Raw genomic sequence first — 22,425 nt, forward strand, 5'->3', positions numbered from 1 at the left:
TCCACGTTCGCGACCGAACTGCGGGAGTAGGCCGTCCGCCTGGCGAGGGCGGCCTGGGTCATCCCGGCTGCCTTGCGCCAGTGGGCCAACTGCCGTCCCAGCGCCTTCTGCAGGTCGCGAATCTGCTCCGATGTGACGGGAACCGGGACGGCATCCTGCCGTACAGGACTGGATCGTGTCGCACGGGCGGTCCACCATGCAGCGTGTCCAAGACGACCCTGACAGCTTTTTGGAGTTAGCGCGCGACCGACACAACGCTCGGATCGACTGGTTCTGCGGCCTACCGCTCGAAGCGTACATCGCGGTCACCGGGGCACCATTCGCTATCGATGGGTGTCCCGGATCCGACGCACCGGCCGGGAGGCCGGCCGAGTTGACCGACGAGGCTAGGACGAGACAGCGTTTCCCTAGGCTCACCACCTACCTCGACAAGAATCCGTGGATCGAGCGTCCGTGGGAACATGGGGCCAGCTGACCACCACAGACGCACCCGATCAGCGGCATGAGCGGATGTCAGTTCGGGCATGCCTGGGTCCTTCTGGCGCTCCGTCAGGGGGCCGATAAGCTGCGGCGGCCGTCCCGCTTTCAGACAGCGATGGGAAGTATCGATCATGGCCACGGTCTGTGTCGAAGTCGCCATCGACGTGTCCGCACAGCGCGTGTGGGAGGCCATCGCGGATGTCGGCGCGGTACACCGGCGACTGTTGCCCGGCCGGGTGGTCGATGCCCGGATCGAGGGTGACGTACGCATCCTGACCATGCCGGACGGGGCGCAGGTACGGGAACTCATCCTGGCGGTCGACCACACCATCCGCAGAATGGCGTACGCAGTGGTAGAGGGCCAACGGATGCCGCTGACCTACCACCACGCGGCGTTCCAGGTGCTTCAGGAGGGCGACCACAGCCGGCTCGTCTGGCTGACCGATGTTCTTCCGCATGCGATGGCCGATGCGGTGAGGGCCCGGCTCGAACGAGGGATCGAGGAGATCAGAGAGGCGCTGGAACTCAACGGATCCGAGCGGTAGTGCCGCTCCTGTCGAACAGCGGCAGTACCCCACCACCGCTGAACGCGCGGCGTTCGGTCATCGGCAAAGCCGCGAGCGCTGGCTATGTCGCGGAGGCCAGGTACGCGGCGAGGATGTGTTTGGGTTGGCGGTCGAGGTTCTTGCGGGCCCGGTCGTAGCGCATGGTGGTTCTCGGGTCGGCGTGGCGGGCGGCGATCTGCACGTCGCGGAGGTTGGCGCCGGAGTCGAGCATCGTCGTCACGAACGTGTGCCGCCGCACTGCTGGTTCAGCCCCGATGGTGCGCGAGGATTCGCGCGAGAAGGACGTCGTGTTCCTGGAAGACCGGGGTCGCCGCGCCAGCGCACGCGTGGGACTGCTCACCTTCGCGTGTCCTGGGCCGGGGTGTGGCCGGCGGGTGATGCCGAGCTTCGGAGGCGACGTCGTCATCCATCGCGACGATCTCGGCACCGTAGGTCGACGCGACGACCGCGGCGATCTGTTTCCCCGCGGTGTCGATGTCACCGGCGTACCGCAGACGCACGCCGTGCGCGACAGCGAGCTGAAAGAACACATGGTCGATCGCGCGCAACTGGCCGCTGGTACAAGCGATCGGTTGCCGCACCCCGGCAATGAAAGTGACCTCCATGACCGACGGGTTCTCCACGACCGTCAGGGTCTGCGGCGCGAGAAGGGGCGGATGGTGCACAAGGTCGAGCAGGGTGAGCGCCACGGGCGCCGGTGAATCACGCAGCCGTCGGTCGATCGGCCCGTCGCCGACAGCCTCGACATTGAAGAGCAGGACGGTCGCGCACAACCGGTCCGCAATGACACCGACGGTGGCCAGCAGCGCGCGCACCAGATCCGGCCGACTCGGCTCGCTCTGGCCGGTGCGTTCGGCGACGGCGGCCACGGGCGGATGCCGTTGAGGGTGGTCAGGTCGAAATAGTGCGGGTCTCCGGTGATGTCGTGGGCGAGCTTCGCCAAAGGTACCGGCGGCCGGGCCGGAAGGTGTCGCAGCGCTTCGGCGAGCGCCGCGATGCTGTACCGGACCTCGGTATCGTCCCCGCCGACGCCGGTCACCCGCATCCGGGCGACGAGCTGCGGTAGGTCGGGAAGCTCCTCGGTCGCGTACTGCCACAGCCGCGCACGACGCTCCGCCGCCGCCAACGCAGCGGCACCACGGTCGATGACCGGTTCCCCCACCGCCTTGCCGTCAGAACGTGCGAACAGACGTTGCCGCATCGCCCGCCGCCGGCTGCTGGGGTGCATACGCCGCACCGGTCAGCTTCAATCCGACACCACGGGCTCGATCGACCAGCATCGCGACCGGTCCCGGCGCTCTCGCCGCCGACGCCCTGAGCGGACCGTCCGGACGGCCGCTAGACTGCCCGTCGCGATAGGATGACCGTCTGTCAGCCGTGGCCGTGCTGCGCCCTGCTCGGCGAAGGGAAGTGGTGGCCCCAGGTGAGCACGCTGCCGGGACTCGCGGCGGACACCGCCTCCACCGCCTTGGCGATAATGGCCCCGGACGGCCGCTTTCTCTGGTGCAACCCAGCCGGTCACCGGTTGGGTGTCAGGCTGGCAGAGTTGCCGCTGGGGCAGATCGGGCCCGACGGGCCCGCAGTGGACCACCCGGTGCAAGGTGTCGACGGGGCCACCCGGTGGTTACGGGTGCGATGTCACGGCATGGAACACGAGGGGCAACCGCTGCGCCTGTACGAGCTGCGTGACGTCAGCGCCGAACGGCAGGAACGCGACCGTGGGCGCAACTACCGGTGGCGGCTGGCCCACCTCGAGCAACTCGCCAAGGTGGGCACCTGGGAGTGGAACGTACTGACCGGTGAGGTCGTCTGGAGCGACGTGCTGCTGCAGATGTTCGGTCTGCCCGCTGATGCGCACCTCGACTATGACTCCTACCGGCAGATGTTGTACCCGGACGACGTCGCGATGATCGAACGGACGTTGGAGAAGGCCCTACGTGACGGCGGCTCGTTCTCCTACACACATCGGATGTACCTCGCCGACGGCGCGACACTGCGCGTCTTCGAGTGCTACGGCGAGGTCTTCCCCGACGCCGCTGGGGCGCCGGCGCGCGTCCTGGGCACCGCCCACGACATCACCGCGATGCGGCGAGTGCAGGACGAGCTGACCAAGCTGGCCGAACGCGACCCGCTGACCGATCTGCCGAACCGCCGTGCCCTGCTGGCCCGCCTCGACGACCTGATCGCCGAGCTGCGGGAACGGTCCGCGGCGCTGCTGCTGATCGACATCGACAACTTCAAGGACATCAACGACGTACACGGGCACGCGGTCGGCGACGACGTGCTGCGCGTCCTGGCCCGGCGGCTGCTGTATGAGCTGCCCGACGGCACGGTGCTGGGCCGCCTGGGCGGCGACGAGTTCGCGGTCGTCCTGCCGGGGGCGTACGCCGAGGACGCCCTCGCCGTCGCCGAGCGGCTCTGCGACGCCAGTGTCCGCACGCCCGTGCCGTTGGCCGGCACCGGGCTGCGGGTGACCCTGAGCATCGGTGCCGCCTCGCTGGAACCGGGCGACACCCGCGACACCGTGCTCGCCCACGCCGACCTCGCCCTGTACGAGGCGAAGAACGCCGGCCGCAACCGGGCCAGGCTCTACCTTCCGGAGCAGTACCGGCACGCCGTGCAGCGCGTCAACGTGGTGACCCGGGTCCGCAAGGCCCTCGACGAGAACCGGATGCGGTTGGACGCCCAGCCGATCATCGACCTGTCGACCGGGGAAGTGGTCAGCCGTGAGCTGCTCATCCGGCTGCGGGACGGCGGCGAGCCCAGCCTGTCACCGGCGGAGTTCCTGCCGACGGTGGAACGTGACGACCTCATCGGTGAGCTCGACCGGTGGGTGGTGTCCACCGCCACGGAGGCGCTGGCCCACCCCAAGGCCATGAAGGCGGGAATGTGCTTCGACATCAACATCTCGGCCCGATCCCTGGAATCGCCGGGCTTCGGTGACTGGGTGGTGCGCACCCTGCGCGCGGCCGGCATCGACGCGAGCCGGCTCGGCCTGGAAATCACCGAGACTGCGGCGATCACCAATGTCGCCGCGGTGCGGCACCTCGCCAGCACCTTACGCGACGCCGGTTGCCGGCTGAGCCTGGACGACTTCGGCGCCGGGTTCGGCTCGTTCGCCTATCTCAAGCACCTGCCCTTCAGTACGGTCAAGATCGCGGGCGACTTCGTCCGCCAGGCGGATCACGGCGGCGCCGATCCCGTGCTCATCGACGCGGTCGTCCGCGCCGCGCACGGCCTGGGCATGCGAACCGTCGCCGAGTCGGTGGAGCGCGCCGAGCTGGTGCCGGCGCTGCGGATGCTGGGCGTGGACGCCGGCCAGGGCTACCACCTGGGCCGACCGGCCCCATTGGACGAACTACTCGGTCGAACGTTCGACTCGCGGCAGGGCGGCGGGGCGGCCGGGACAGTCGTGGGGCATCCTGAACCCTGATCAACCGCCCCGGTTTGGAGACTCAGGTGAACGCACCCCGGACAAGGCCGTTCCCCACCGGCGCCGAACTCGTCACGAGCGATCTCGACGCTGCCCGTAGCTTCTACCAGGATCTGTTGGGCTGGACGTACCAGGCCACCGCCGACGGCTGCACCGCGTCCGCCGACGGGGTTCCCGCCGCCGATCTGCGGGTCGGTCCTGCCCCGGCCCGCTGGTGGACTGTCTTCGGCGCCGCTGACGAGGCCACCGTCCGGGCCGCCGCCGGCGCAGCCGGCGCCCGGCTGACCGGCGACGAGGTGCACGACCCGCTGGGCGGGAGCTTCCGGCTACGCACCGCACCGACCCCGGTGGCCCCGGGCCTCGGTCGGCCCTGCTGGTACGAGTACATGACGACCGACCCGGCCGGAGCGGACCGGTTCCACACCGCCGCCCTGGGCCTGCGGCCCAGCGTGCCACCCGGCGCCCCCGACGACTCGTACGCCCTGCTCGTCGGCGACGTCGCGCCGGTGGCCGGCCGGCTCGCCACGCCTCCGCCGCTGGATACCCTGCTGCCCGCCGGCTGGATGGTCTATCTGGCAGTGGCGGATCCGGACGACGTCGCCGAGCGGGCCCAGCGGGGTGGCGGCCGACTGCTGGTGCCGCCGCGCGACGTGGTGACCGGTCGGGTCTGCGCGCTCGCCGACCCGGCGGGAGCCGTCTTCACCGTCATTCGACCGGCCCACACCGGTAGCTGACTGCCACGTTCTCCCGCAGGTCGCCGTCACCCTGGCGTCCCGAGACCGGCACCGGGGCACGGCGGGACCCGGCCTGCCACGCGTTCAGGCATCCCCTCGGAGGATGTGCCGCGATCGCGGGAGCGGGGGTCTGGTCAACGACGGGCCGCCCGCCGCCGCAGCCCACCCCCCAGCACGACGAGGACGGTCAGGGTTGAGCCGGCGACGAGGATGAGGTTCCCCCGGTTTGCCGGAGGCTCCTCAGGACCTGAACCGGCGCCTGCCTCACCCTGCCACCGACCCGTGAAACCCTACGCCGCAACAAGCGCCACAGAACCAAACAAAGCGCTACCAGGCCTGGTCATACTGCTCCCAAAACCGTGCCCGAAGCTGGTGTCGCACGGCTTCACCCAGATCGACTTCACCGAGCCGTTCCGACAGGTCGGTCAGTAAGGCTTTGTCGATGTCGCGTGGGATCGATGGTTTCCCGGCGGTGAGTTCCGCCAGGGCCTCCGGCGTGGCGGAACTGCGGAACGTCGTCAGGACGTTGGTGACGACCGAGCCGATCTGTTCGGCAAGGTCGGCAGGATCCTCGTGAATCGTCGTGTCCGTCCTGATGGCCAGGACCCCGCTGGACGCAGGCACGGACGACAGGCGGGGTGCTCGTGAGCGTTCCTGCGCGGTGAAGCCCGCCAACGGGGCCTTGGCACGCGGGTGCCCGCCCAGCGACACCGCCATCGGTGACGGCACCGCCGAGGGTGTCTCCACCTTCGTCACGGCATGGTCGATGGCGTCCGGAAATATGATCTTGAGCCCGTCGGCCGCCCGGATCAGATGCCGGCTGATGCCATGGGGCCGGTCCTGCCCGTTGGGGACGGCGAGCAGGATGACCTGCACCCCGTGCACCTGAGCCTCCTCCACGGCCTCGGTCAGATCATCGTCGCCCGAAACGAGGACGAAGACGTCCGCAACCGCGTTGCGCGCATGCATCACCAGGTCGAGCCCAATGCGCAGGTCGACACCCTTCTGCTGGCCGTCCACGCCGAACCGGCCAAGCCGCAGCTTGACGTTGGGCAGTTCACCGATGAACTGCTGCGAGCCGTCGGGTACACCGTCTCTCGCAGAGTCGTACCAGTGCACGCGCAACATCGGCAGCTCCGACAGCGCCTCGGACTGCTGGACCAGCGCGTCGATCAGCGACTCGTAGTCGACCTGAATCCCGTTCCGCAGCGACGTCCCCGTCACCCGGACCGCTGCCGCACTGAGCAGGTAACCGACGTCCACGTACAGGGAGCATTTAGGCCTCACGATCCACAGGATGCCACCCCCATGCCGCAACTATCGAGGCCGCACCCCGGCGGCGCAGCTGCGCCCGCTCGCAGGCAATGGCGTCCGCGATCTTGACATCGTGCCGTCCCGGGGTCGGGGTGTAGCACCACGCCTTGATCAAGGACAGGACCAAGCCGACGATGACGCGGACCGCGTGGGGTAGCCGCCGGATCAGCGCGGACAGAATCGTCCGGGCAGGACAGGCGCGGTTAGGTTCTGTCTTGCGGATCATGAGTCTCGCTCGTTGAGCCTGGTATGGCGCGAGGTGATCTCACGAGTCACGAGTGGGTTGTGCTGGCAGCGTTGTTGCCGGCGCAGGCGGTGCGGGGTGGGCGGTGGCGGGATCATCGGCAGGTCATCAACGGGATCTGCTGGGTGAAGCGGACCGGGTCGCCGTGGCGGGACCTGCCGGACCGGTACGGGTCATGGAAGACCGCGCACGGACGGTTCTCCCGGTGGGCGGCTGACGGGACGTGGGCCCGGTTGAAGGCCCACGTCATCGCCTTAGCCGAACTCGACGACGGTATCGACTGGAACGCCCAGGTCGATGCCACCATCGTGCGGACCCACCAGCACGCTGCCGGCGCCCGTAAAGGGGGCTGACCCGCCAGGAGTTGCAGGCAGCGCAGGCCGTCGGCCGATCGAGGGGTGGTCTCACCACGAAGATCCACACCCTGGCCGACGGACGTGGTCGTTCCCTGGCCACCCTGATCACCCCTGGTCAGGCAGCCGACACCCGCCAACTGATCCCGCTGCTGGGCCAGGTCCGGGTGCCCCGACCCGGGGGTGTGGGCCGGCCCCGCAATCGGCCGGACTCCGCTCACCGGTGACAAGGCGTACTCCTCTCGTGCGAACCGGACCGCCTTGCGGGACAAGGGGATCACCACGGTCATCCCCGAGCCCAACGACCAGATCGCCAACCGGAAGCGCGAAGGGACGACGCGGCGGCCGACCACCAGCGTTCGACAAGGTCGCCTACCGGCGACGTAACCAGGTCGAACGCGGCTTCAACCGGCGCAAACACTGGCGCGGACTCGCCACCCGATACGACAAACTCGCCGCCAACTTCCAGGCCACCCTCGACCTGGTCGAAACCCTCGACTGGCTACGCGCCGTCCCCGACAACCAAGATCCGCAAGACAGAACCTAGGCCGGGGTGGGCCGCGTGCCCATCGTGCGCGGCTCGCCAACCCGTATACACCGCCAGTAGGCAGGCCCGAGCCGGGCATCGACATTTCGCCTCACCCGGCGTTACCCGTCGGATCGCGGACACACAGGAATTCTCAGGCGTTGTAGCCTCCATTCCGGACGCCATCGCTGCGGAATCTGGCCGATGTCGGTACATAAACCCCGAGACGTCGGGGTGACGTGGGCGTTCAATCATCGACGTCTGCCGTGTGCGGGCGGCTCGCTTGCGGCGTGTGCAGGTCGACAGGGACCTGGATTCACCGAGCGTGCCTGCAACCTGGGCTGCCCCTCGAACATGTGACGTGCGGACGTGCACTAGCGACCAACGGGGAGGAAGACTGTGCGTAGATCCGGCGGGCGAAGGCTCGTGGCAGTACTGATGATGGCGGGTGTGCTCGCCGCTCCGGGTGGGCTCCCGGCCCAGGCCAGGGCAGCGGCTCCGGCCTGTCCGACACCGGCCGGCCTGCTGGCCGCCCTGCGGGCCGACCCCCTCACCGACGAGGCGGCCGGGAATCCCGCCGTACTGGAGGGCGTGAGTTGCGCCCTGCCCTGGGCCACGGCGGTCGTGCCGGCGGTCGGCGAGTACGACGCCTCTTTCGTGTTGTTTCGCTTCGAGGATGGGGCGCAGCAGTGGAAAGCGCTCAACGTCGGTTCGGGCGGGGTCTGCGACGAGTCGGTGCCGGCCGCCATCGCGGCCGAACTGGACGGATGCCAGCTGAACGACCCCGGCGACGAGCTGCCCGACGATGATCCGGTCGAGGAGACCGAGGATCCCCCGGCAGCCCAGGGTTCCGCCGGTGGCGCGGTATCCACGTTGGCTTCCGCGATCGGTGGGCCGATCACGCGTACCGAGATCATGCAGCGGGCTCAGGGCTGGGTGGACAACCAGCCCGGCACGTACAACCAGCGGGGGTTCTCCTGGGACCCGACCCACACCCGCAAATACCGGCGTGACTGCTCAGGGCTGGTGGGCATGGCCTGGCATCTGAATGCCGACCCGAGCACGCGGACGCTGCCCCAGTTCTCCAACCAGATCAGCAAGGCGAACCTCCAGCCGGGCGACATCCTCAACATCGCCTCGACGCACGTCGTCCTGTTCAAGAGCTGGAAGACCGACCGACGGCACTTCAGCTACTACAGCTTCGGGTCGACGCCGGTGAAGATCAGGACGGCGGCGATCGACGCGGGGACCATCGACAGCCACCGGGCCACCAGCTATGTGGCACGGCGGTACACGAAGATCGCGGCATCCTCGACGCCGCCCCCGACGACGCCGACCGGTCGCGCCGCCCCGACGGTCGCCTACGACCAGGGTGACGGCACCATGCGGATGTACCGCTGGCTGTCCGATGGTGACTCGTTCAACCGCACGACCGACTACGACTCGGGTTCTTTCCGGCTCAGCGCGGTCGGTGACCGGATGGCTGCCGGTGATGTGGACGGTGATGGCAAGGACGACGTCGTCATGGCCTACCAGAAGTCCGACAGCACATTCTCGTTCTACGTCTGGCGCAACGGCAACTCGGCAGCCCGAATCTGGTACGACAGCGGGCCGTTCAACTTGAGTAACGTCGCCGGTCGTCTCGTGTTGGGCGATTTCAACGGTGACCGTAAGGCCGAGCCGGCGATGGCCTACGACCAGGGTGACGGCACCATGCGGATCTACCGTTGGCTGTCCGACGGTGACTCGTTCAACCGCACCACCGACTACGACTCGGGTGCCTTCCGGCTCAGCGTCGTCGGTGACCGGATGGCTGCCGGTGATGTGGACGGTGACGGCAAGGACGACATCGTCATGGCCTACCAGAAGTCCGACGGCACGTTCTCCTACTACGTCTGGCGCAACGGCAACTACGCCGCCCGTGTCTGGTACAGCAGCGGGTCGTTCAACCTCAACAACGTCTCCGGCCGCCTCGTCCTCGGCAACTGGTAGACGCTGACCCGGGGCCAGCCCCGGTACGGCCCTCGCGTCGCCACGGGAGGCTGTACCGGGGCGTGCCCTGAATCGTCCCGCCAGACCAGGCTTCCTGGCGGGACGATTCATCCCGCACGCTGCCCATCTGCTCGTGGCGACACACGGTGGAGCGCGCTTCGCGGCCCGCCGGTCGGGAAAGCGGCCACGGTGCAGGCCCGCACCGTCCCGGGTTGTGGCCTGCGGGGCGTACCCGGCGATCAGCAGCGCGGCGACCGGGTGGTCAGCCGGTCGACCTCAGCCGAGCGAAGCGAGGATGAGTTCCCGGGTGGCGTGGACCGTGGGGGAGTAGCTGCCCGGGTCCCGGCCGATACGTTCCGCGCCGGCGCGCATGACGCCGCTGAGCAGTTCCACCACGAGGTGCACGTCGCCGACGTCGCGGAACTCGCCGCGTTCGATGCCGTCGCGGACCACGGTTTCGACCTCGACGACTATCGCGTGGAACGGGCTGTCCGGGCCCTTCGGTAGGTCGGCGAACGGCAGGCCGGATCCGGGCCGGAACATCAGTTGCAGGACCTGGTCCTGGAACGCGGCCAGGACCGTCTCGATGATCTCCCGCATCCGCTGCGCAGCCGGCTCGGTGGACCGTGCGGCGATGGTGGCCACCTGCTGCACCGTGGGTTGACCCACCCGCTGGGTCAGGGCCAGGACCAGCGCGCTGCGGTCGCGGCCATAGTTGTAGAGGGTGTTGCGGGCGAGCCCGGCGCGGGCCGCGATGTGGCCCATGGTGATCGAGTCGTAGTCGCGTTCGCGCAGTAGCTGCCGCATCGCCTCGGCGAGATCGGCCCAGACCAGCTCGTGGTGTTCCTCGATGCTGGCTCCCCGGATCCGCGGCATCCGGTCATCCTTCCCTACCGCACCGGGTCATCCGGTGACTGCCTTCGGGTAGTGACGGCGCAGGTTGGCGGCGATGACACGGTCGAGCATCCGGTCGGGAAGCAGCCGGGTCAGGCCGATGACCAGAGCGGCATCCCGGCCGATGGTGTAGCGGGTGCGCGGCCTGCGGGCCGTCACGGCTTTCGCGATGACCCGGGCGGCGGCGTCGGCGGTCACACCCGATGCGGTGCCCGTCTGCATCAACGTGTTGATGGCCTGGACCATGCTGCCGTACCGGGCGTCCTGCTCCGGCGTCATCGCGGCCGCCAGGTGGTTGGCCGTGGCGACCCCACGGGCGGCCATCTCCGTGCGGACACCGCCGGGCTCGACCACGACCACGGGTACGCCCAGCGGCGTGACCTCCCGCCGCAGCGCGTCGCTCACCGCCTCCAGGGCGAACTTCGCGCCGGCGTACGCCCCGTAGGTGGGCATGGCGGCCTTGCCGCCGATCGAGCTGATGTTGATCACGCGGCCTCCGCCGTGCAGGAGCGCGGGCAGGAGTGCCTGGGTGACGGCGACGTGGCCGAACAGGTTGACCTCGAACACCCGCCGCCACTGCGCCATCGGCAGTGCTTCGACCGGCGCGTTCACCTGGATTCCCGCGTTGTTGACCAGCGCGTGCACCGTGCGCGGGTCGTCGCCGACCCCGGCGGCGATGGCCGCCACCTGCTCGGCGTCGGTGATGTCGAGGATGACCGGTTCGATGCCGGTCGTGCGGATGGCGTCGGCGTCGGTGTCGCGTCGTACGCCGGCCAGGACGTGGAACCCCCGGCGGGCCAGTTCGCGGGCGGTTGCGGCGCCCATGCCGGTGGAGGCGCCGGTGACCACGATCAGCTTCTGCATGCCCGCACTCTCCCTTATGCGACACACTGTCGTCAAGATTGCGACAGGTTGTCGCTAAAGCCGGTGGGACGGGACCACCAAGGCCCAGAGGTGCGATCGAGCCCCAGTCGCCTTCCGGACAGACGCCCACCTGAACGGCCCATCCACCGGCCTCACCGCTGCCAGCACACTCGGCCAGGTGACGAAGCGACTCACCACCAAGCAGACCATCGGCGTCACCCTCGCCGGGCTTCTCGGCCTGTGCTGCTGCGGCAGCGGGATCGCCGGCGCATTCAGCGACGACTCAAAACCCCGCTCGGCTCCCGCCGCGACCACCTCCGCTGCGACCGCGACCACCCCCGTGCAGGCGCAGAAGGCGGGCGGGGTGCTCACCAGCGTCAGCCCCACCGCCGACACACCCGCCCCGACAACGGCCACCACCAGCGCCGCGCCGAAGCCGACCCGCACCCCCACCGTCCGGAAAACCACCAGCCCCCCACGCACCACCGCCCCGAAACCGAAACCCAAGCCGACCCCGGTCAAGACCACGGCCCCCTCCGTGCAGAAGGGCGTGCATCCCGGAGCGTTCTGCACACCGCGGGGCGCGTTGGGTCGAACCTCCACCGGGAAACTGATGCGGTGTGGGCCGTCAGCGACGGACAGCCGCAACCGGTGGCGCGCCGCCTGAACGTGCAGGTCGCACCGCACCCGGGCCGGCCGTGGCACTGGCCCGGCCGCGCCCTGCGGCCCGCGCGACCGGGCGGCTCACCTCAACCCACCGGCGTACGCCTCAACGGCGAGGCGGCGCTACGTGATGTCGAACAGTTGCCTCAGCCGGGCCTCGATCAGGGGTTGGCCGGCAGCGGACACGTCGTAGTGGCCGGCACCTTCGAGGACGGCGAGGTTGATGTCGTTGCCGTTGATCAGCATCTTGTTGACGGTGTCATAGGTGACCGTGGCCGGGCTGGTGATGTCGTCGGTGCCGTACAGCCAGAGAATCGCCCCCGGCAGCGTCGAGTTCTCCAGCCTGCCCTGGTTTTCCGCGTAGAACCGCTTGTTCTCGGGCAGCGAGTTCGGGGTGTCGCCGCGAACACCGGGGTAGGTGGTCAGCCGGTGTGCCGGCGACGCGTTCAGGTAGTGCTGGATGTCCCGTTTGACCAGGGCGTTGAGATCGTCCAGGCAGGTACGCCAGTTGTCGCGGTAGAACCTCAGCATGTTGGAGCCGTAGATCGTGGCGGGGTCGATGTCGTAGCCCGCGTACCGTTCGGTCCTGGTGAAGTAGATGGTCTCCGCGTTGGCGAAGACGAGTTGCTCGATCTGGTGCTCCGTTGGCGGGAGCCCCGATCGCGCAGCCGCCTCGATGTCGTTCCACAGGACCCGGTTCATGGCGGGCACGTCCGGTACCGGGGCGAGGGCGATGGTGCCGCGGTACTCCAGGTCGGGGTCGGCCATGGTGGCCCGGTCGGCGTAGTACGCGGCGGCCAGGGCGGCGAAGCCACCCTCCGACCAGCCCGCCGGCACCCACTGACCCGACAGTCGGTCACCGAGGAGCCGCTGCGCGGCCACCGCGGCGAAGACCATCGAGTTTCCCTCGCTGGACAGCTCGTAGTAGCCGTGCCCCTCCGGGACACCCTCGGCCACCGGGCCGAGTCCCTCGTAGTCCGGGGCGACCACGGCGATGTTCATCTTCAGGATGGACGCCAGCAGGGGAGCGTTCGGCCCGTCGGCCCACCGGCCGTGCTCCTGCAGTTGCACGCTCGGCGCGCACTCCGGAGCCCACCCGACGGTGCCGTGCCCCCACACCACGAGTGGCCACCCACCGGCCGGTGGTGCCTGCGTGGGCAGGAACAGCATGGCGGTGGCGTTGATCTGGCCGCCCCGGATTCCGGGCATGCGGTAGACGACGAGTTGACCGTCGGCCACGTCGGCGATCACCGATGGCACGTTACGCAGCGGCGTGGGGGTGCCGACCACGTCGCCGTCGGCGGCCGTCTCGACGGTGCCGGTCGGACCACCATCGGCACCCCACGCGGGGGCGACGGGGATCAACAACCCCACCAGCAGCACGACGAGCGGGAATCCGCGTCGGACACGACCACGCCGTCCGGGTGATCCGATGGGGCAACTGGTCATCGTGCTCCCGTCGTCGTGAGTTCCCGAGACCGTCCCAGGCAGGGCGTCATGCTCCACCGCCAGCGACGTGACCCGTCGTGTCGTCCGAGCACCACCACAGGGCCCCGGGCAGCCGGGAGGACGTGGCCGTGACGTGTGCCGGATCGGCAGGCCGGACCCCCGCGCGACGAGCCTCCGGTTCCGGTGCCTACGGGTCGAGAATAGGCCCGCGCGGTCAGGTCAGAGGTGGTTTTCCCGGGCCGGCCCGGGACCGGCAACGACCGGCCCGTCCGACTCCATGACCACCCACCGGGCCTGACCCCAGCAGCAGAGGGGAAGCCCTACCCGGCCAGGCCCGTCACCGGCAGCGGGAACCCATGACGTCTGCCCTACCTCCCGGGTTTCCTCACCTGCCAGGTAGCCGGCAGGGTTCAGCCCCGGCGTCCGGCGTCGATCCGAGGCCCGGTAGGTGGGAGGGGCACCACCCCCGGTTCCGTCGCTGGACGGTGGACGCATGCCGCTTGACCAGTCACTTGTATTTTGCAAGTATGGCCCGCATGAGCCTCTTCATCACCTGCCCGGTCGAGAGCGTCGAGCGCGCAACCGCCTTCTACACCGCCCTCGGCTGGACCCTCAACGCCGAGATGTCCGACCACAACGTGTCGTGCTTCGCGATCGCCCCCGAGCAGTACGTCATGCTCGGCAGCCGCGAGATGTACGCGAGCGTCGGCGGAGTCGAAGAGTTGATCGGCGGACCTCAGACGCCCTCGAAGGTCACGGTCTCGTTCGACCTGGGCAGCCGGGAGGCGGTCGACGAACTCGTCAACCGCGCCGGCGCCGCCGGCGGGCGGATCGGTGACACCGACGACTACCCCTTCATGTACCAGCGCCAGTTCGACGACCCCGACGGCTACCACTACTCACCGTTTTGGATGAAGGCGGACGCCGACCCGACCGCGTGAGTGACCTCGCTGCGGCCCTCGACATCGTCGGAGCACGGTGGGCCCTGCTCATTGTGGAACGGCTGCTCGACGGGCCACAACGCTACGGCGATCTGCAGCGTGACCTCGGCGTACCGACCAACATGCTCGCGATACGCCTGCGCGAGCTCGAAGCGGCCGGCGTGCTGATCCGCCTGCCCCTTCACCACAACACCCGGGCCTACGCGCTGACCGATCGCGGGTTCGCCTTACGCGAGGCGATCGTCGCACTCGGCAACTGGGGCAGGCGCGACTCCTGATACGGCACCGCCGTCCGGGATCATGGCTGATCGTCCACAGGAGGCAGAGCATGCAGGGCACGGGAGAGAGATGACTGCTACCGCAGGCGGTCCGATGGTACGAGACATGACGCCGCGTCAAGCGGTCGACGTACGGGCGCACCGCTGGCTGATGATCGTGGGGGCACTCCTCACCGCTGGCGCACTCCTGCTGTTGTCGCTTCTCCCTGACCCGCCCGCCGAAGCGGTCGCGATGACAGCGTGGGTCGAACGCGGCCACCCGCTACTGATGTGGAGCAACGAACTGCTGTTCTTCGCGGTCATCTGCTGGGGAGCCGGTGCACGTGGTCTCGTCAGCGCAGGCCTGGCCGGCCCGTCGGCGCGGATCGACGTGGGAAGGACCGCTCTCACGGTTGCGCTCGTCGCGCTTGTCGTCGTACTGCTCGCGGTGGGGCGTCTGGTCTACCCGGTGTTTGAGATCGACCTGTCAGCCGAGGTCGTAGCCCTGCTCGTCAGCTCGACGTTCGGCGCCCTGCATGTGGCGTTCCTGGGTTTCGCCGTCGCTGCGGTGACGCTCGGCTGGTCGACACGCGCCGCACTGGCCGGGCGAGCTGTCGGCATCGTTGCCGCAGCCGTATTCGTCGTGGGCTCCTTCCCCTGGTTGACACCGAACTGGTGGAACTCGGTGGTCCCGGTGCTGACCGCCGCCTGGGGCGTGTTTCTCGCCTGCGTAACCCGCACCGAGTAATCCGGCGACGCCACGGAAGGGACGAGCGCCGGGCAGGTCGCCGATGCCGTGGAGATTCGCGGCGCTCACGGCAGGCTGCCGGTCAGCGGGTGCACTCCAGCAGCACCCAGACGTCGAACCCGCCGGGCCAGGTGTAGCTGTCGATCAGCACGCAGTCGCCGAATCCGGCGTCGTCCGCTTTGATCAGGGCCTGTTGGTAGGCGTAGTAGTAGGCCAGGCCCATGCTGCTGGAGTCCTCTCCGCTGAACTGCCGGGTCTCGACGGCGGACCCGCTGGCTGCGGCGGAGGGTGCGGCACCGAGCACAGCTACCGATACGGTCAGTAGCGTTGCGGTCACCATTCGCTTCATCACCGCTTCAGGGTGGGCCGCACTCGATGTGATCGCCATTTGCCGGAGCGAACCCACCCCCGCGCCGACTACCGCTCAACCGCCCTCGGCCCGGACGCCGTCGGCGTTGCCGCACACCACGTTTCCCCCAGCCCGGGCGTGACCACCACGCCGTCGACCTGCAACCCGACGATCCGCCACCCGGCATCCAGATCAGCCTCGGCCACCCGTCGAGGAACGCCCCTGGTCGGCGAGGTCGATGGCCACCTCGGACAGGGGCTGGGCGACACACGTCAGGGTGTAACCGGCGGCCCGCTGCTGCGGGGTGAGACAGTTCGGCCCGCCCACCACGACGTCGCCACGGCGAAGCCGCACGACGCACTCGCCGCAGGTGCCGACGGTGCAGGAGAACGGCAGGTCGATCCCGGCGGCGAGACCCGCGTCGAGCAGACTCTGACCGGGCTCGACAGTCCCCGAACCGACGGGCTGCCCGGCCGCCTCCACGGTCATCGGCTGCGGCGTGGTCGTCACGATCGTGGTGCCGGCACCCGAGGTGTACGTCTCATGGTGCACCCGCGCGTCCGGAACGCCGAGGCCCGCGAGCACCTTCCGTACGGTGCCCATGAGCGCCTCGGGGCCGCAGACGTAGTAGTGGGCGTCGGCGGCCGGCGAACGGCCGGTGAACCAGTCCACCAGGCGGTCCGCGTCGAGGCGGCCGTCCCGACTGGTCAGGACGGGGGTGACGGACAACCGGTCGGGATGCTCCGCAGCCAGCCGGTCGAGGTCGGCGGCGAAGATGACCTCGCCTGCGTCCCGGCTGCTGTAGAGCAGCGCGATCCGGTCGCGGCCGGACCGGTCGGCGAGCCGCGTACGGATCATGCTCATCATCGGCGTCACACCGCTGCCGGCGGCGACGAACAGCATCTCGGTCGGCGGCTCGGCCCCGATGTGGAACGTCCCGGACGGGCCGTGCAGGCCTAGGTGGTCCCCGACGCGCAGCACCCGGTGCACGTGGCCAGAGAGCCGACCCCCCTCGACATGCTTGACGGTGACCTCCAGCCGCGGCGTCCCCGGCGCGGACGAGGCCGAATAGGCCCGTCGGACCGGGCGGCCGTCGACATCGACGACGAGCGTGAAGTACTGGCCGGGCCGGAACGCGAAACCGCCGGGCCGCCCGGCGGCGTCTTCGAGGACGAGCGTGACGGTGGTCGGCGTCTCCCGCCGCATCTCCACGACGCGCACCTCCCGCAGCGGACTTCCGGCCCGGTCGCCGGCGGTCTGTCGCCCGTCCGCGATGTCGGCGTAGCCCTCCTTCCGCAGCCCGGAGCGGTAGGCGCGGCGCATCACCACCCGCAGCAACCGCGACAGCCCCGGGATCGCGCCGATGACCCTGAGCAGCGCCGCAGGCGGCCCGCCCGGCACGCCCGCCGAGTTCGCGGCGAGATGCTCCAACGCGATCATGGTGAGATCCGGCGCGGCCCCGCGGTCGAGGTGCGTGCCGGGATGCCACAGCCGGGCCCGGGCCACCGCGTCGTTGCCGACCACCTCGGCGTGCTCGACGTCGATGACGAGCGCCGCATGTGGTGGCAGCCCGCGCAGCGCTAGGGTCCGTAGCAGTGCCGGGTCGTCGGTTACCACGCCGCGCCCGCGTACGTGCAGCACCCCGCTGCGGCCGGGAACGAGCGCGGCGAAGGCGAGCCGCTCGTCCTGCAACAGGTTGTGCAGCGTGTCGGCACGCTTGTTGCCCCTACGGTCCGGGAGCACGAGCGTCCGACCGTCGAGTACCCGGACCACCGTCCCCCGGTCGCCTCGGGGACTGGTGTCGCTGCCACCCTCGGTGTCCCAGCTCGACAGCGCGAGGAACGGCGCTGCGGCCAGGAAGCCGGCCACACCGGGCGCCCCCAGCGGCTCGTCGACGGCGATCTCCGGCGCCGGCGCGGCCTTCGCGGGTGGTTGCCACAGGCCGGAACGGAGAATGGCCTGCGCGCAGTGCACCCACGCCTGCCTGATCGCCACCGTGGTCCGTGCTCCCTGCTGGGAGATGACCGTGCCGTTGACGCGCAGGACCTCGCCGACGCCAGGCAGCAGGAAGAACATCGACGCCGGCCCGGGGGCGGCGTCGGCCTCGGGAAGGGCGAACGAGATCCGCGTGGGCGAGTGGACGCGGGCGAACCCGGCGACGCCACCGACGAACGTCGTCCGGCTCGTGCCGTCGGTGCCGCGGTAGCCGAACGCCGCGACCGGACTGCGGGCCAGGACGCTGCGGCAGCCCGCGTCGAGGGCGTCGACCTCCTTGAGCATGACCATGGACGGCGGGCGGCCGACAAGCGCCTCGACCTCGTCCACGGTCGTGAGTCGATGCAGCACGACGGTTCCTCTCAGTCGGGCGCGGGGTGAACCACGTAGCCGGCGAAGGTGTCGTCGGTTGTCGGTGCACCGCATCGACGAGACCTTGTTTCAGCAGCTCAGAGCAATATTATGAGCAATAGCTCAGCTCTTTGCCTACTCGCTTTCCGTGCCCCGGAAGGACCATCGGATGCCGTCAGCCGACCGTCGTCTCCAGCCTCGTCGTGAGCCCCGCCAGGTGCGGGCCGAACTCACCCGGGAGCGCATCCTGGCCGCCGCTGCTCACATTTTCAGCGAGTACGGCTACGCCGCCGGCACCACGAACCGCATCGCCGAACGGGCCCGGATCTCCATCGGATCGCTGTACCAGTACTTCCCGAACAAAGACGCGATCCTCGCCGCGCTGCTGGTGCGGCACATCGACCGCGGCACCTGGACCCAGGCCGACGAACTCGACCTGTCCCCGGGCACCCTCGCGGCGACAGTCCGGGCCCTGGTCCGCGACGCGATCGACAACCACAGCGAGGACCCACAGCTGCTACGCATCATGATGGAGGAGGCACCGCTGTCGCAGGAGCTGCTCGACACCGTCGACCGGCACGGCAAGCAACGCGTCGCCCAGATCCGCGACCTACTCGCCCGGCACCCGGACGTCCGCGTGACCGACCTCGACACGGCAGCCGAACTCATCGTGCTCACCGTAGAGATCAACACGCACAAGCTGATGGCCGATCCCCGGCCGATCCCGGTCGAACGATTCGAGCGTGAGCTGGCAAACATGGTCACCCGCTACCTGCGCGGCGATCGGCACGGGGAATGACTGCCAGCGGTGTGCAACGGGCTGGGTGAGCCGTTGTGAGGGTCCCCCGGTAGCTCGGAGGCTTTGGTCTGCCCCGGGTTGACCGAACCCTCCGGCGAACCGGGGGACCTCACGTCCGGGTGAGATCGGCGCGTTCCACTTCCCAACAGGTCCCGATGGTGTTTCAGGCCGGCGGGGCGTGTCGGATTGATGGAGGGCTCAGCGACCAGCTCGCGAGCAGGTTCAAGGCGCGTTGGGAGGGTGAATTGGGTTCGGTGCTGTAGAGGAACACGGTGGTCTCTTTGTCGCCGGGCAAAGTGAGTGTTTCGTAGTCGATCGACAGGTCGCCGACGACCGGGTGGCGAAGTCGCTTGGTCCCGTAAGTGCGCTGGTAGACCCGGTGCTCGTTCCACCATTGGTCGAACTCGTGACTCTGAGTGCGTAGCTCGTCGATGAGCTCGGTTTGCGTTCGGTCGTTCGGACGGGCGCCGAACTCGAGGCGCAGGCTCTCCACGGCAGCTCTTGCCTGCTGGTCCCAGTCGACGAACAGTTCCCGGGCTGCGGGGTCGAGGAGTATCCAGCGGGCGTAGTTCCGCTCGCGTGCTGGCATCCGCTCGAAGTCGGCGAACAGCGCCCGAGCCAGCCGGTTCGCAGCCAGCACGTGGCTGCCACGGCCGAGGACGAGTACCGGCACCGTGTCGAGGCTGTCCAGGAGCTGCTGCACGCCGGGCCGAATCCGTTGCACCCCCGACACGACTCCCCTTGTGCGACCGCGCGGCGATTCGGTCGAGCCGACGCCGATGAGGTTCTCGAGGTGGCTCCGGCCGGCCGGATCGAGGTTGAGCGCGCGTGCGAGCGCATCGATCACCGCCGGCGAAGGCACGATGCGACGCCCCTGCTCGAGGCGGGCGTAGTAATCCGTCGAGACCCCGGCGAGCAGCGCCACCTCTTCGCGGCGCAGGCCGGGCACGCGGCGCACGCGGGCGTCTGTCGGTAGTCCGGCTCGCTGCGGGTCCTGTTGGCTGCGCGCCCGTCGCAGGAAGTCGGCGAGCTCGCGATTGATGGCGGGCATGGGCCGATTCTGCCTCGCGGGCCGGCGGGCCGGGTGGACCTAGGAGTCCTAGGCAGCGCGTTCCCAGGTCTCGAAGGGCTCGAGATGACCGCCCACGACGGCCGCACAACGGACACAGTCGAACTCATACCGATTTCGCCGAACGGCTCGGCGAGACGACACCTCCCGGAAGGACCCCCATGAGCATCCCCACCGATCGCCCGGCCACCTGGTTCGTGACCGGTACGTCGCACGGCCTCGGCCTGGAACTGGCTGTTCAGGTACTACAGCGCGGTGACAACCTCGCCGCCACCACCCGTACCGTCGAGCGCCTGACGACTGCGCTCGACGGCCGCGTGGACACCTCAAAGCTGCTCGCCCTCAACGTCGACCTCCGTGACTCCGACGCCGTCGGACGCGCGGTCGAGGAGACCGTCTCTCGCTTCGGCGGCCTCGACGTGGTCGTCAACAATGCCGGCTACGGCTACCTCGGTGCCGTTGAGGAGGCCAGCCCGGTCGACGTCCGCAACATGCTCGACGTGCAGGTCGTCGGAGTCTGGAACGTCCTGCGCGCCGCCTTGCCGGTCATGCGAGGCCAGCGCAGCGGCCATGTCGTCACCGTGTCATCCGTTCTGGGTCTCACCGCCGTGCCGGGCTGGGCGCTGTACTGCGCCGGCAAGTTCGCCGTGGAAGGGATCAGCGAGGCGTTGGCGGCCGAGGTCGCGGACTTCAACGTCGAGGTCACCATCGTCGAACCGGGCTATCTCCGCACCGATTTCCTGACCACCGACGCACTGGCACTGCCCGCGGCGCCCTCGGACGCCTACCCGGCCATCCGCGAGATGGTGCAGAGTCACCTCGATCTGCAGGGCAACCAGCTCGGCGACCCCGTCAAAGCCGCCGAGCGGATGATCGAGAAGGTCGTCGACGGGGGAGGGCCCCTGCGCCTGGTGCTGGGATCGGACTCCCACGCGTACGCCACAGCGAAAGTTGAAGCCCTGCGAGCGAATCTCGATGCCGCCCGCGACACCGCGGCTGCCACTGATCACCCCAGCGCCTGAACCGCCTTCCCGGCCGCGACGCCTGACGGGGAGAAGAGCGACCATGAACTGCCAACGCCGGCTGAACTTGGCTCTGGCACACGTTCTGCGATTGATCTTGTTGATGGCTGTGCATCAGGCGCAGGAAGTCGTTCATCCGGCGCAGCCCGCACCGCGACTGTAGCCGCTGGAGACGTCGGCGAGTCGGCGAGGTTCTGAACGCGCAGGGGTGCGTTCGGGAGAAGGTCACCCACGCCAGCGGTGCGGGCCTCGGTGATGCCGTGCATCGAGTCGGGACGTGCCCCGTCGCAGAGCAGCAAGCGGCCGGGCGGGTCACAGATCTTGGTCGACTCCTGCCTTGCCGGGAATCCCGCCCCGCTGCCTTCCTCCGTGCGGGCCGCCAGGCCATGATCAAGAAGCCGGATGCGTTGGGTCACTGACACTGGTCTGCCCCTGTCTGGTTCCGCCGAAGGAAACGTGTGGTTCCCGAGCTGCGGCGCTCCGGACATCACCTCTCAGGCGGTTCCGGTAACGTCATCGACGATCATCAATGTGACGAGGTGGGTGCCGTGCTGGTTACCGCCGCAGCCGACCCGAAGGAGAAGACGGTGGACGCAAGAATGATCGTCGCGACCGGTGCCGTGCTTGGTGTGCTGGGCCTGCTCGGAGCACCCGGCTCGCCGGCCGTCGCCAAGGAACAGCCGCGCAACTGCGCGGTCAACGTGGACACCCGCGTACTGCGCTGCGCCGATACCGAAACGCAAGCGCTGCGCGCGGTGGGGGCTACGCAGGCCAGCGTTGTCATCGCCCGCACCTACGACGGTACGGGCTTCAGCGGCGCGCTGCTGACCTGGGCTCAGAACGGCAGCTGCACCCCTGAGTACGACGCCGAGTTGCAGTGGGATGACCTGCGGACGACTAGCGGGGGCAACTGGAACAACCGGATCAAATCGGTGCGCACCTACAACCAGTGCGACGTCAAATTCTTCGACGGGATCAACTTCACCGGTGCCCAGTCAGTCTGGATCGATGAAGCCTCCAACCTCGCGACCATCGGCGACGGCTGGAACAACCGGGCTGGCTCGATCAAATTCTCCTGATCGTCTGGCAGCCGACGGTGAAGGGCAAAGGGCCCCACCGATCCGGCCCGCCACGAGGTCACCGCCACGGCTTGCCACCAACCGGAACGAGCACGCCGAAGGCCCGCACCAAGCACCGTCAACGAGCAGTCGGAGACCGTGCTCGTCAACCAGCGGCGGCCCCGGAGCACCACCGACCCCAGGGCCGCCGCTGTGGCCCGTGCCATCGGGTCGAAACAGATTTCCCACGTTCCAGGTCATGACGATCAGGTCGTGGGCAGCGTCGCTCCCCTGAATCCAGGTCCGCTGCCAGCTCGAGAACCG

At 69.1% G+C, this 22,425-nt stretch carries 21 protein-coding genes and 2 pseudogenes; 12 read left to right on the plus strand and 11 right to left on the minus strand.

All coding sequences use genetic code 11. The features are described from left to right. Positions 1-122, minus strand: a 122-nt coding sequence (locus ACOJTC_RS05915; RefSeq protein WP_420116106.1) for a helix-turn-helix domain-containing protein, incomplete at its 3' end; no start/stop codon positions are given. 489 nt (positions 123-611) lie between these two features. On the opposite strand from ACOJTC_RS05915, the gene ACOJTC_RS05920 reads away from it, so the two are divergent. Next, positions 612-1,025, plus strand: coding sequence for an SRPBCC family protein (locus ACOJTC_RS05920; protein WP_420116077.1), 414 nt, complete (start codon positions 612-614; stop codon positions 1,023-1,025). An 82-nt stretch (positions 1,026-1,107) separates the two neighbouring features. On the opposite strand, the gene ACOJTC_RS05925 is transcribed toward ACOJTC_RS05920, so the two are convergent. From ACOJTC_RS05925 to ACOJTC_RS05935, 3 genes and pseudogenes are all read right to left on the minus strand, one after another. Further along, a complete protein-coding gene (locus tag ACOJTC_RS05925; protein ID WP_420116078.1) occupies positions 1,108-1,266 on the minus strand; it encodes a hypothetical protein in 159 nt (52 codons plus the stop codon). 25 nt (positions 1,267-1,291) lie between these two features. After that, positions 1,292-1,915, minus strand: a complete 624-nt coding sequence (locus ACOJTC_RS05930; protein ID WP_420116079.1) for a DUF2399 domain-containing protein — start codon at positions 1,913-1,915, stop codon at positions 1,292-1,294. Positions 1,916-1,989: 74 nt separating this feature from the next. Continuing rightward, positions 1,990-2,274 (minus strand): annotated as a pseudogene (locus ACOJTC_RS05935) (hypothetical protein); the annotation flags it as partial. Between the two features lie 417 nt (positions 2,275-2,691). Here ACOJTC_RS05935 and ACOJTC_RS05940 point away from each other — a divergent pair. Beyond that, on the plus strand, positions 2,692-4,479 hold the full coding sequence (locus ACOJTC_RS05940; protein ID WP_420116080.1) for a putative bifunctional diguanylate cyclase/phosphodiesterase: 1,788 nt from the start codon (positions 2,692-2,694) through the stop codon (positions 4,477-4,479). Between the two features lie 26 nt (positions 4,480-4,505). Beyond that, complete coding sequence (locus ACOJTC_RS05945; RefSeq protein WP_420116081.1) at positions 4,506-5,213, plus strand: VOC family protein; 708 nt, start codon at positions 4,506-4,508, stop codon at positions 5,211-5,213. Positions 5,214-5,540: 327 nt separating this feature from the next. Here ACOJTC_RS05945 and ACOJTC_RS05950 read toward each other — a convergent pair whose 3' ends face one another. Then, on the minus strand, positions 5,541-6,476 hold the full coding sequence (locus tag ACOJTC_RS05950; protein ID WP_420116082.1) for an NYN domain-containing protein: 936 nt from the start codon (positions 6,474-6,476) through the stop codon (positions 5,541-5,543). Between the two features lie 300 nt (positions 6,477-6,776). On the opposite strand from ACOJTC_RS05950, the pseudogene ACOJTC_RS05955 reads away from it, so the two are divergent. Continuing rightward, positions 6,777-7,671 (plus strand): annotated as a pseudogene (locus tag ACOJTC_RS05955) (IS5 family transposase). Between the two features lie 405 nt (positions 7,672-8,076). Then, positions 8,077-9,642, plus strand: a complete 1,566-nt coding sequence (locus ACOJTC_RS05960) for an FG-GAP-like repeat-containing protein (protein WP_420116083.1) — start codon at positions 8,077-8,079, stop codon at positions 9,640-9,642. A gap of 276 nt (positions 9,643-9,918) precedes the next feature. Here the strand turns inward: ACOJTC_RS05960 and ACOJTC_RS05965 are convergent, their stop codons facing one another. Together ACOJTC_RS05965 and ACOJTC_RS05970 are read right to left on the minus strand one after the other, a co-directional pair. Further along, the gene (locus ACOJTC_RS05965; RefSeq protein WP_420116084.1) at positions 9,919-10,518 is read right to left on the minus strand and encodes a TetR/AcrR family transcriptional regulator; all 600 of its coding nucleotides are present in this window, start codon (positions 10,516-10,518) and stop codon (positions 9,919-9,921) included. A 27-nt stretch (positions 10,519-10,545) separates the two neighbouring features. Beyond that, positions 10,546-11,400, minus strand: coding sequence for an SDR family NAD(P)-dependent oxidoreductase (locus tag ACOJTC_RS05970; RefSeq protein WP_420116085.1), 855 nt, complete (start codon positions 11,398-11,400; stop codon positions 10,546-10,548). 178 nt (positions 11,401-11,578) lie between these two features. Here ACOJTC_RS05970 and ACOJTC_RS05975 point away from each other — a divergent pair, with 178 nt between their 5' ends. Then, positions 11,579-12,067, plus strand: coding sequence for a hypothetical protein (locus tag ACOJTC_RS05975; RefSeq protein ID WP_420116086.1), 489 nt, complete (start codon positions 11,579-11,581; stop codon positions 12,065-12,067). Between the two features lie 119 nt (positions 12,068-12,186). On the opposite strand, the gene ACOJTC_RS05980 is transcribed toward ACOJTC_RS05975, so the two are convergent. Then, complete coding sequence (locus tag ACOJTC_RS05980) at positions 12,187-13,437, minus strand: hypothetical protein (RefSeq protein ID WP_420116087.1); 1,251 nt, start codon at positions 13,435-13,437, stop codon at positions 12,187-12,189. A gap of 611 nt (positions 13,438-14,048) precedes the next feature. Here ACOJTC_RS05980 and ACOJTC_RS05985 point away from each other — a divergent pair. The 3 genes from ACOJTC_RS05985 (at position 14,049) to ACOJTC_RS05995 (ending at position 15,458) form a co-directional block, all read left to right on the plus strand. Then, a complete protein-coding gene (locus tag ACOJTC_RS05985; RefSeq protein ID WP_420116088.1) occupies positions 14,049-14,453 on the plus strand; it encodes a VOC family protein in 405 nt (134 codons plus the stop codon). Continuing rightward, entirely contained in the window at positions 14,450-14,731 is a 282-nt protein-coding gene (locus ACOJTC_RS05990) for a winged helix-turn-helix transcriptional regulator (protein ID WP_204925237.1), read from the plus strand. Before ACOJTC_RS05985 ends, ACOJTC_RS05990 begins: the two co-directional genes overlap by 4 nt. A 106-nt stretch (positions 14,732-14,837) precedes the next feature. Continuing rightward, positions 14,838-15,458 carry a hypothetical protein gene (locus ACOJTC_RS05995; RefSeq protein ID WP_420116089.1) on the plus strand — a complete coding sequence of 207 codons (621 nt, stop codon included), beginning with the start codon at positions 14,838-14,840 and terminating at the stop codon, positions 15,456-15,458. Positions 15,459-15,540: 82 nt separating this feature from the next. Here the strand turns inward: ACOJTC_RS05995 and ACOJTC_RS06000 are convergent, their stop codons facing one another. Together ACOJTC_RS06000 and ACOJTC_RS06005 are read right to left on the minus strand one after the other, a co-directional pair. Then, positions 15,541-15,810, minus strand: coding sequence for a hypothetical protein (locus tag ACOJTC_RS06000; RefSeq protein WP_420116090.1), 270 nt, complete (start codon positions 15,808-15,810; stop codon positions 15,541-15,543). Between the two features lie 189 nt (positions 15,811-15,999). Beyond that, entirely contained in the window at positions 16,000-18,153 is a 2,154-nt protein-coding gene (locus tag ACOJTC_RS06005; RefSeq protein WP_420116091.1) for a 2Fe-2S iron-sulfur cluster-binding protein, read from the minus strand. Positions 18,154-18,322: 169 nt separating this feature from the next. Between ACOJTC_RS06005 and ACOJTC_RS06010 the strand changes: the two genes are divergently transcribed. Further along, entirely contained in the window at positions 18,323-18,952 is a 630-nt protein-coding gene (locus ACOJTC_RS06010) for a TetR/AcrR family transcriptional regulator (protein WP_420116092.1), read from the plus strand. A gap of 163 nt (positions 18,953-19,115) precedes the next feature. Here the strand turns inward: ACOJTC_RS06010 and ACOJTC_RS06015 are convergent, their stop codons facing one another. Then, entirely contained in the window at positions 19,116-20,003 is an 888-nt protein-coding gene (locus ACOJTC_RS06015) for a helix-turn-helix transcriptional regulator (protein WP_420116093.1), read from the minus strand. A 179-nt stretch (positions 20,004-20,182) separates the two neighbouring features. Between ACOJTC_RS06015 and ACOJTC_RS06020 the strand changes: the two genes are divergently transcribed. Together ACOJTC_RS06020 and ACOJTC_RS06025 are read left to right on the plus strand one after the other, a co-directional pair. Continuing rightward, positions 20,183-21,043 carry an SDR family oxidoreductase gene (locus tag ACOJTC_RS06020; RefSeq protein WP_420116094.1) on the plus strand — a complete coding sequence of 287 codons (861 nt, stop codon included), beginning with the start codon at positions 20,183-20,185 and terminating at the stop codon, positions 21,041-21,043. 458 nt (positions 21,044-21,501) lie between these two features. Continuing rightward, positions 21,502-22,122, plus strand: coding sequence for a peptidase inhibitor family I36 protein (locus tag ACOJTC_RS06025; protein ID WP_420116095.1), 621 nt, complete (start codon positions 21,502-21,504; stop codon positions 22,120-22,122). The last annotated feature ends 303 nt before the right edge of the window (positions 22,123-22,425 follow it).

It is taken from the genome of Micromonospora sp. (assembly GCF_048594385.1).
In the GTDB taxonomy this organism is placed as follows: Bacteria; Actinomycetota; Actinomycetes; order Mycobacteriales; family Micromonosporaceae; genus Micromonospora; species Micromonospora wenchangensis.

What these genes read in the sequence shown, in the direction of transcription:
- ACOJTC_RS06010 (WP_420116092.1), top strand. Translation starts at nt 18,323, where the DNA reads ATGCCGTCAGCCGACCGTCGTCTCCAGCCTCGTCGTGAGCCCCGCCAG.
- ACOJTC_RS05920 (WP_420116077.1), top strand. Translation starts at nt 612, where the DNA reads ATGGCCACGGTCTGTGTCGAAGTCGCCATCGACGTGTCCGCACAGCGC.
- ACOJTC_RS05985 (WP_420116088.1), top strand. Translation starts at nt 14,049, where the DNA reads ATGAGCCTCTTCATCACCTGCCCGGTCGAGAGCGTCGAGCGCGCAACC.
- ACOJTC_RS06015 (WP_420116093.1), bottom strand. Translation starts at nt 20,003, where the DNA reads ATGCCCGCCATCAATCGCGAGCTCGCCGACTTCCTGCGACGGGCGCGC.
- ACOJTC_RS05940 (WP_420116080.1), top strand. Translation starts at nt 2,692, where the DNA reads ATGGAACACGAGGGGCAACCGCTGCGCCTGTACGAGCTGCGTGACGTC.
- ACOJTC_RS06020 (WP_420116094.1), top strand. Translation starts at nt 20,183, where the DNA reads ATGAGCATCCCCACCGATCGCCCGGCCACCTGGTTCGTGACCGGTACG.
- ACOJTC_RS05995 (WP_420116089.1), top strand. Translation starts at nt 14,838, where the DNA reads ATGACGCCGCGTCAAGCGGTCGACGTACGGGCGCACCGCTGGCTGATG.
- ACOJTC_RS05970 (WP_420116085.1), bottom strand. Translation starts at nt 11,400, where the DNA reads ATGCAGAAGCTGATCGTGGTCACCGGCGCCTCCACCGGCATGGGCGCC.
- ACOJTC_RS05965 (WP_420116084.1), bottom strand. Translation starts at nt 10,518, where the DNA reads ATGCCGCGGATCCGGGGAGCCAGCATCGAGGAACACCACGAGCTGGTC.